Origin of the sequence: Pseudomonas sp. RGM 3321 (assembly GCF_022836805.1) — a bacterium.
In the GTDB taxonomy this organism is placed as follows: Bacteria; Pseudomonadota; Gammaproteobacteria; order Pseudomonadales; family Pseudomonadaceae; genus Aquipseudomonas.
Map to the genome: position 1 here is coordinate 80,895 of NZ_JALHBH010000101.1, position 8,356 is coordinate 89,250.

The 8,356-nt window shown below is 59.1% G+C and carries 8 protein-coding genes; 3 read left to right on the forward strand and 5 right to left on the reverse strand.

The annotated features are described in order from the left end of the window. The first annotated feature begins 49 nt into the window (after positions 1 to 49). On the forward strand, positions 50 to 1,066 hold the full coding sequence (locus tag RGM3321_RS08855) for a 1-aminocyclopropane-1-carboxylate deaminase (RefSeq protein WP_244392667.1): 1,017 nt from the start codon (positions 50 to 52) through the stop codon (positions 1,064 to 1,066). A gap of 51 nt (positions 1,067 to 1,117) precedes the next feature. Here the strand turns inward: RGM3321_RS08855 and RGM3321_RS08860 are convergent, their stop codons facing one another. Further along, positions 1,118 to 1,972: a LysR family transcriptional regulator gene (locus RGM3321_RS08860; protein ID WP_244392669.1), complete on the reverse strand. Its 855-nt coding sequence runs from the start codon at positions 1,970 to 1,972 to the stop codon at positions 1,118 to 1,120. Positions 1,973 to 2,046: 74 nt separating this feature from the next. Between RGM3321_RS08860 and RGM3321_RS08865 the strand changes: the two genes are divergently transcribed. Then, complete coding sequence (locus tag RGM3321_RS08865; protein ID WP_244392671.1) at positions 2,047 to 2,979, forward strand: DMT family transporter; 933 nt, start codon at positions 2,047 to 2,049, stop codon at positions 2,977 to 2,979. A 30-nt stretch (positions 2,980 to 3,009) separates the two neighbouring features. Here RGM3321_RS08865 and RGM3321_RS08870 read toward each other — a convergent pair whose 3' ends face one another. From RGM3321_RS08870 to RGM3321_RS08880, 3 genes are all read right to left on the reverse strand, one after another. Continuing rightward, positions 3,010 to 4,938, reverse strand: a complete 1,929-nt coding sequence (locus RGM3321_RS08870) for a methyl-accepting chemotaxis protein (protein WP_244392673.1) — start codon at positions 4,936 to 4,938, stop codon at positions 3,010 to 3,012. 213 nt (positions 4,939 to 5,151) lie between these two features. Then, positions 5,152 to 5,637 carry a DUF2269 domain-containing protein gene (locus tag RGM3321_RS08875; protein ID WP_244392675.1) on the reverse strand — a complete coding sequence of 162 codons (486 nt, stop codon included), beginning with the start codon at positions 5,635 to 5,637 and terminating at the stop codon, positions 5,152 to 5,154. Positions 5,638 to 5,639: 2 nt separating this feature from the next. Then, positions 5,640 to 6,767 carry a saccharopine dehydrogenase NADP-binding domain-containing protein gene (locus tag RGM3321_RS08880; protein WP_244392677.1) on the reverse strand — a complete coding sequence of 376 codons (1,128 nt, stop codon included), beginning with the start codon at positions 6,765 to 6,767 and terminating at the stop codon, positions 5,640 to 5,642. Positions 6,768 to 6,920: 153 nt separating this feature from the next. On the opposite strand from RGM3321_RS08880, the gene RGM3321_RS08885 reads away from it, so the two are divergent. Next, complete coding sequence (locus RGM3321_RS08885; protein ID WP_054076705.1) at positions 6,921 to 7,436, forward strand: GNAT family N-acetyltransferase; 516 nt, start codon at positions 6,921 to 6,923, stop codon at positions 7,434 to 7,436. Between the two features lie 41 nt (positions 7,437 to 7,477). Here RGM3321_RS08885 and RGM3321_RS08890 read toward each other — a convergent pair whose 3' ends face one another. Then, positions 7,478 to 8,347, reverse strand: coding sequence for a TauD/TfdA family dioxygenase (locus RGM3321_RS08890; protein WP_244392679.1), 870 nt, complete (start codon positions 8,345 to 8,347; stop codon positions 7,478 to 7,480). Between the last annotated feature and the right edge of the window lie 9 nt (positions 8,348 to 8,356).

The window sequence follows — 8,356 nt, forward strand, 5'->3', positions numbered from 1 at the left end:
CGAACTCATTCCTTGCAGGCCTGAATCAACTTATCAACGGAGCTCCGATATGAACCTGAGCAAGTTCAAGCGCTACCCTCTGACCTTCGGCCCCTCGCCCATCACCCCTCTGAAACGCTTGAGCGAGCATCTGGGTGGCAAGGTCGAGTTGTATGCCAAGCGCGAGGATTGCAACAGCGGTCTGGCCTTTGGCGGTAACAAGACCCGCAAACTGGAATACCTGGTGCCGGAAGCCATCGACGGCGGCTACGACACACTGGTGTCGATTGGTGGCATCCAGTCCAACCAGACCCGTCAGGTAGCGGCAGTCGCGGCGCATCTGGGCATGAAATGCGTGCTGGTTCAGGAGAACTGGGTCAACTATTCCGACGCGTTGTACGACCGGGTCGGCAATATCGAAATGTCGCGCATCATGGGGGCCGATGTGCGTCTGGACTCGGCAGGCTTCGATATCGGCATTCGCCCGAGCTGGGAAAAGGCCATGGCCGACGTCGAGGAACGCGGCGGCAAACCGTTCCCGATTCCTGCGGGCTGCTCGGAACACCCTTATGGCGGCCTGGGGTTCGTGCGTTTTGCCGATGAAGTGCGCCAGCAGGAAGAAGAGCTGGGCTTCAAATTCGACTACATCGTGGTCTGCTCGGTGACCGGCAGCACTCACGCAGGCATGCTGGTGGGCTTCGCTGCCGATGGCCGGGCACAACGTGTGATCGGTATCGACGCGTCGGCGAAACCGGAAAAGACCCGCGCGCAGGTCCTGCGCATCGCTCAGAACACTGCAAAACTGGTGGAGCTGGGCCGCGAAATAACCGCCGAAGACGTGGTGCTCGACACCCGCTACGCCTACCCGGAATACGGTCTGCCGAACGATGGCACCCTTGAAGCCATCCGCCTTTGCGCGCGCCTTGAAGGCGTGTTGACCGACCCGGTCTACGAAGGCAAATCCATGCACGGCATGATCGACATGGTGCGCAACGGCGAATTCCCCGAAGGCTCGAAAGTGCTCTACGCCCACCTCGGCGGCGTACCGGCGTTGAATGCCTACAGTTTTCTGTTCAAGGACGGTTGAGCCAAAAGTGCTCCTGCAGTCGATAGCATCCTTCGACTGCAGTACTTTCTGCTAAACCCGAAAATACTTCTGCAGCGCCTGCGCCAGCAAACTCACCGCCTCATCGGTCTGTGACGACGGCGAGCGCAGGAAGACGATTTCGTGCTCGGGAATTTCAGGCAGGTCATCGAGAATCTGCATGGCTTGCGTGACCCCGCTCCGATCAATGAGGCTGATCGCCAGGCCAGCTTCCACACAGGCTTTGATCGCCTGATTGGACGGGCTTTCGAGAACTACACGGCTTTTGCGGCCGTTGTCTTTGAGTGACGCCATCATGGCTTCACGATAAGGACATTGCGCTGAGTGAATGGCCAGCGGCAACGGGTCCGCAGATGCCAGTGCGACGCTGGCCGGCCCGACCCAGACCGGCTTGGTCGATACCAGAAACTGCGTATCAGCACTTGGCTGCCCTTTGGGTTGCGCGATCACTGCTGTCTGCAACTTGCCGCGCGCAACCTGCTCGCGCAGGGTGTAGCTGGGTGCGGTTTTCAATTCCAGCACCACATTGGGCCAGGCCGCAGCGAACACTGGCAGGATGTCGCGGATGACATGAACGGCGTACTCATCCGGAACACCCAGCGTGATGCGCCCCGCCAGATGAGCCCCCTGCAGGTCAGCCAGCACCCGGTCATGGGTGGACAACAATTCCGTCGTCGACAGCAACAAACGCTTGCCCAGCGCAGTCAGAGACACCGACTGGTTGTCCCGGTTGAGCAAGCGCCCGCCCGCCACCGTCTCAAGTCGCTGGATATGCACACTGACTGCCGCCGGGCTTTTGTGAAGTTGCTCGGCAGCCGCAGAAAACTTACCTATTCGCGCCACTGCATGAAAAGTACGTATCAGTTCGATATCGAGAATTGCGCTCATGATTCATAAATTCCGAACAACTGATGCAGTTAATTTTGATTTATTAGATTACGCTGACTTCGTATCCTGTGTCCATGAACCAGCACCTATCGATTTCTCCGAGCATGACGCGGCCTGCCTGGCATCAGGCCATTCCCCTTGTCTTGCTGGAAGCAGCTCTTGTCCTGACCTGGAGCTCAGGTTTCATCGGCGCACGGTTTTCGCTTGATTACGCACCGCCACTGCTGGTGGTGTTCTGGCGTTGTGTGGCGGTCACGTTGATCCTGTTGCCTTTCGTCGCCAGGCAACTGAAATCGATACCGCCTGCCACGCTGTTGAAAAATGCGGGCATCGGTCTGCTGGCCATGGCGGGCTATGTGGCAGGCGTCACGCAGGGCATCGCGCTGGGCGTACCCGCAGGACTCGCGGCGCTGTTTGCCGACTTGTTGCCGATGGGCATGGCACTGCTGGCTGCCGCAGTGCTCGGGCAGCGACTTGTCTGGCAAATCTGGGCGGGGCTGGTGGTCGGTCTGGTCGGCGTGGTGCTGGTCACGTACAGCGCGCTGGCGGTGGGAGATGCGCCATTGTGGGCCTACGGCCTGCCACTGCTGGGCATGTTGTCACTGGCCATCGCGACACTGTGGCAGAAGTGCTCGACCCACATGCAGCCCATGGACCTGCTTCCCAACCTGTGGCTGCAATGTTTTATATCGAGCTTCGCGTTCGCCATCATCCAGGGAACACAGGGCAGCCTCGCCCCCATTCCCAGTACCGGGTTCGCATTGAGCGTGATATGGACGGTGGGGCTGGCGACGCTTGGCGGCTACGGACTTTACTGGGTGTGTCTGCGCCGCGCATCAGCCACCCGCGTTGCCTGCGTGCTGTACCTCAGCCCGCCGGTGACAATGCTCTGGGCCTGGGTAATGTTCAACGAGCCGCTGTCCTGGCAGATGGCATCAGGTATGGCGGTGTCGGGCGTCGGTGTGTGGATGGTCGTACGAGCGGAAGCACGGCAGGTCGCCTCGTGACCGAGTCACAAGGCGCCTGGTACAGGGAAGTTAAATCTTGAAACGCGCTACCATGCTCTGCAAGTCGCTGCCCAGGCGGGCCAGCTCTACAGTCGATGCGGCGCTTTGCTCGGTTGCCGAAGCCGATTGATCAGCGATGTCGCGCACGCTGAGCACGCTGCGGTTGATTTCGTCGGTCACGGCGCTCTGCTGCTCGGCCGCGGCAGAAATCTGCTGGCTCATCTGCTCGATCGTACCGATGGACTGATTGATCTCAACCAGTGCCTGTTCGGCCTGACGAGCCAGCACTACAGTGCCTTCGGTGCGTTGCAGGCTGGCATCCATCAGACCCGATGCGGCACCTGTACCTTTTTGCAACGCCTGAATCAGCGCTTCGATTTCCGTGGTGGAATTCTGGGTACGCTGAGCCAGCGAGCGTACTTCGTCAGCCACCACCGCAAAACCGCGGCCCTGCTCACCCGCACGTGCAGCCTCGATAGCCGCGTTGAGCGCCAGCAGGTTGGTTTGTTCGGCAACGGCCTTGATCACGTCAATCACGCTACCGATCTTGCCACTATCTTCGGTGAGACGCTGCATGGCTTCGCCCAGCTGTTTCACTTCACCGGCCAATTGGCCGATTTCGCGAGTGGCGTGCTGCACCACACTGCTACCGTGAGCGGCACGTTCGCTGGCCTGTTTGGCCGCCAGCGAAGCGTCTTCGGTGTTGCGTGCTACTTCCTGCACGGTCGACGCCATTTCGTTCATGGCGGTGGCAACCTGGTCGACTTCGTTTTTTTGCAACGTGACGCCGGCACTGGTCTGTTCGCTGACAGCGGACAACTGTTCGGCCGCCGTGGCGATCTGCGTTACACCGTTGCCGATGCCACCGATCAGGCCGCGCAGAGAAACCGTCATGTGCTGCATGGTGTTCTGCAACAGGCCCAGTTCGTCCTGGCGGGTGGTGCTGGTATCGTGAGTCAGGTCACCATCGGCGATCCGGCGTGCGGCAATGACCGTCTCATTCAACGGCACGGTGATCTGGCGAGTGATCAGGAAAGCGGCAAAGATACCGATCAGCAACACCACCAGCGCCACACTCAACAACTGAACAACGGCAGTGCCCTGTTCCTTTTTGGCGCTGACAATTTGTTGTGCCATCAAGTCGTCGGCGCGTGCAGCGGTCGCAATGGATTGCTGTTGCAGGTTGCTACGGATCTGATCGGTTTGCTGCAGCATTTCCGAGATCGACGACATCAGCACCTTGTACTGTTTCAAGGCATTCAGCGCAGTGTCCACAGCGGCGTTCGCTTCGTTGGGCAACTGGCTGCGCGCGGCCGCTACCTGGGCGATCAGGGCGTCGGCAGCGTTGTAGGTGGCCTGACGGTTATCGACGGTCGGGATACTCAGATAGCGGCGAAACACCAGGCGAAAGTTGGTCATGCCGTTACGCAGGTCGCCGGCAATCTTGACCTGCTTGATGCCGGTTTCGTCCGGAGCACGCAACGTGTCGTCGATGGTTTTTTGCAGCAGGCTTTCGAACGTGGCACTGACATCGTCCGACACCTTGATCAAGGGCTTCAAGGCATCATCGACTTTCTGATTCATGCTGACCAGTTGGTCGAAAGTCTGCTTCAGACCGCCCACCTGCTCCTTGATTTCGCGCAGCTTGATCAGGTTGCTCGATACCACGAACACTCTCAGGCCGTCATCGACACTGCGGCCCAACGTATCCAGGGCACTGGCGTAGGTCTGTACCCCTGCGGCGCTGGGGCCCGTGGCGTAGGCTTGCGCGGCAATCCGGGCATTCAGCACATCGGCCTTGATTTCAGAAACCTTGCCGCTCTTGCCAAGGCGCTCGATCAACAGGTTGGTGCTGGAGTAACCGATGGCGGTAACGGTCAGCACGCCCAGCAAAATAGCGGCAAAGCCCAGCCCAAGTTTCTTGCTGACTTTCAAGTTGTCCAACCATTTTGCGCTCATTACGTGTGTGCCTTTGATTTTTCGGGATGCCCGTGAATCGGCGCTTAGTCAGGTAACTTTATAGTTAGCGTGATAACAATTAGCTTGCAAGCCAATAGAAAAAATCACATAGACCCCATTTTACGGGGCCCTCAGCCTTCATTAATATTTATTTAGCTTTGCTCAGAGGTCTTGTTTCCGATGACCGGTGAAGGGCCGTGGAACTGAATAACGTCAGGTGTGCAAAAAAGCCATCGGCGTCATCTTGCTGACCATCATCAGCACAATCAGGAACATGCCTGAAAAGCCAGCCACGCCCAGCCAGAACCAGACACGGTAGATTGTCCAAAACCGATCAGCGAGAACCGTGCCCGTAGCGGCGGCATGTTCGGCCATTCGTTGCAGACGCTTTTGCAGAATCAGGACGGGTAACCATAGCGCGCCGACGCAGACAAAGATGACTAAAGACATCAGCACCCAATCGGTGAGCAGAGGCATCCCAGTCACCCTGAGCAATGCATACCCGGTGATCACCTGAACAATGCCGGCCGGGGTCGTGATCCAGGTATCGAAACGCACCACCATCCTGGCAACATGAGCTATGACCTGGGAATTGCCACTGCGGCTGGCGGCAATCAGGTAAAGATAGGAGCCCATACCGAATCCGAACAGAAATATCGCGGCGATGACATGCAGGTATTTCAGGTACAGATAAAGCACCGTCAGACATCCCCGTTGGTGAAATGGACATCCAGACGGATATTTGCCGGTTCATTGATCGCCGCCAGATACTCGTCCACGGAGATCTCTCCAACGCACGCCCGTGCGCCTGGCTGCGGACGGTAGCCTCCGGCCATTTTGGCGCTCAGGGCGACGGCGGCGCAGCTGGGAATCTCCGGTCCCTTGTCATTCAGCGCGGTCAGTTGCGCACGCATGTGCAGCGGCCGGCCGTCGAGGTCTACGCCGTCGACATCGATGTACATCGCGCTTTTTCGATCCCCCCATTGCTCAAAGCGAGTCCCCCAGCGATGCAGGCGTGCGGCCCATGGCGCGGGATCGCGCACCAGCCCGCAGCTGATCGCCAATGCCAGAAGCCAGGTGGCGATGCCGCCGGCCTTGAGCCCGGAACCCGCCTTGAAGCTCAGGTTCTGCGCAGCGTAGCGCGTGGCGAATACGTCGATGTCGGGGGCGTCGACATTGGCCAGCAGTCGTGTGCCCATACCGGGCATTCGGCGCAGGGTCAGGTCCATCCAGCCGGGCACTTCGTGCACCTGGCCGTTCCTTAGCTGCCGGATGGGCCGACCGGCATAGGCCAGAACGCCGCGCACGGTCGACAACCCGGGCATTTTTGCGGCCGAGGAGATGCCATGTTCAATGGAATCGATGCGCAGAAAACGCTGACGATGCTGATCGATGATGGCTGCCGAAAGCGTCGGTACCGAGCTGCATCCGCTCAGCACGCAGACGCCCGCCTCACGCGCTAAGGCATCCAGAGTGGCGATACCGGAGACAAAGGTCCGGCAATCCGACAGGTCACAATAATTCACACCCGCCGCGATGCAATGCCGGGCCACGGCATACGACTGCGCCTGAAAAGGCCCCGCCGTATGGATAACCAGATCAATGCCCAGCGCGCGAAGTTGGCTGCCCGCGCCGTCCTGCCTAATATCCACGCACCAGCTCTCGCAATATTTGCCACCCTGTGTTTGCAGCTCAGCGACTTTTTCCGCCAGCTTGCGGCTGTCACGGCCGGAAATGACCAGTTCAATGTCCGGCATCATCACCAGATGATTGCAGATAAGGCTGCCGAAGTTACCGTAGCCACCAATGACCAATACGCGAAGTGCCATTTACTCGTCCCTGAAATGCTGAAGGGTATGACCATGCCTTGCGGCTCAGCGATTGCCGCGAGCGATGGCGATGAAATGCGCGTGTATTATTGATCATTGGCCGAATGCCGAGTACAAAACCCTGTGCCTTTTTCATCGTGCAAGGAGCAACGGATGCTGAAACTACACACCGAACGGCTTTATCTGCGGACCCTGTTCGCCAGTGACTGGCCGTTGTTTCTGAGGCTGCACTCCGAGCCTCAGACCATGCAGTACGTCTTCGGGGAAATCGAAGAAGCACAAGTTCGCAAAGGCTTTGATCATCGCCTTCCGGTGTGGACGCCAGAGTCCGATCACTGGCTGTGCCTGGTGGTCGTCGACAAACAGAGCGGCGTGGAGTTGGGGGTCAGCGGCTTTCGCATCATGTCGCCAGGGCATGCCGAAGTGGGCTGTCTGTTGCTGCCGGAACATCAAGGCAAAGGCTTCGGCACCGAATCCCGCCGGGCAATCATCGACTACGCTGCCGCCATCGGCCTTGATTCACTGGAGTCGACCGTGACCGATGGCAACATTGCCTCCTGCAAAGTGCTGGAGAAATGCGGTTTCTCTTTCGAACGCCGCGTCCCGCATGCCTATCAGATCGGCGATCAATGGTTCGATGACCTGAAATACCACCTGCGGCTGAGGTGATAAGCCCGCAGCCGGGCGTTTGCCAGGCTGCGGCAAGCGGCTCAGGCTTTGGGCCGCCCTCCCAGAATCGTCACCCGCTCGCCATAGCGCGAGTGCGGGAAGTAATCCCACACCGCGTGGTGCTGAGTGCAGCGGTTATCCCAGAACACCAGCGTGTTCGGCTCCCAGCGCACACGACAACTAAGCGAAGGTTCGCGGGCGATCAGATCGAACAGCATGTTCAGCACCGTGCGGCTCTCTCCTGCGGACAGCTGCACGATATGCGAGGTGAACCCGGAATTGACGAACAGGCTGCGGCGTCCGGTTTCAGGGTGGCGAACCACCACCGGGTGCTCGCTTTTGGGAAGGTTGGCAGGCGGCTGATAGCCCTTCCACGGGATCTCGCCATCGTGAATGGCCGTCAGTTCGCCAAGAAACTCCTGCATCACAGGCGAGAGCATTTCTATGGCCAGGTGCATGTTGGCAAACAGCGTGTCGCCGCCGGTTCCAATGGCGGGCGTCTCTTTGACATACAGCATAGAGCCCATCGACGGCTCCAGGTCAGCGGTGCCGTCGGTGTGCCAAAGCTCGCCAGCAGCGAAGCGTGACTGGGCGTTGGCGCGCACCACGACCAGCTCCGGGTCATCGCCATCAATGCTCTCTACCGGCAAGGCACGTAACGGTCCAAACAGTCGGCCAAAGGCTTTGTGCTGTTCGACCGTCAGGTGCTGATCACGAAACACCAGCACGTGGTTTTCCAGAAAGGCCCGGCGAATTTCCTTCAGTTGCTCCTCGCCCGGAGGCTGCGACAGGTCGACCCCGCTGACCTCTGCACCGATTATGGGTGTCAGGCGGTTGACCATGATGCTGTGATACGGCGCGCGAGGCGCCCCCGCGATGCCTTCGATGGCCTTGAGTGCCATTTGATCCATGATCCCTCA

Excerpts from the sequence above, each read along its gene's own strand:
- RGM3321_RS08855 (WP_244392667.1), top strand. The coding sequence starts at position 50 with ATGAACCTGAGCAAGTTCAAGCGCTACCCTCTGACCTTCGGCCCCTCG.
- RGM3321_RS08860 (WP_244392669.1), bottom strand. The coding sequence starts at position 1,972 with ATGAGCGCAATTCTCGATATCGAACTGATACGTACTTTTCATGCAGTG.
- RGM3321_RS08865 (WP_244392671.1), top strand. The coding sequence starts at position 2,047 with ATGAACCAGCACCTATCGATTTCTCCGAGCATGACGCGGCCTGCCTGG.
- RGM3321_RS08870 (WP_244392673.1), bottom strand. The coding sequence starts at position 4,938 with ATGAGCGCAAAATGGTTGGACAACTTGAAAGTCAGCAAGAAACTTGGG.
- RGM3321_RS08880 (WP_244392677.1), bottom strand. The coding sequence starts at position 6,767 with ATGGCACTTCGCGTATTGGTCATTGGTGGCTACGGTAACTTCGGCAGC.
- RGM3321_RS08885 (WP_054076705.1), top strand. The coding sequence starts at position 6,921 with ATGCTGAAACTACACACCGAACGGCTTTATCTGCGGACCCTGTTCGCC.
- RGM3321_RS08890 (WP_244392679.1), bottom strand. The coding sequence starts at position 8,347 with ATGGATCAAATGGCACTCAAGGCCATCGAAGGCATCGCGGGGGCGCCT.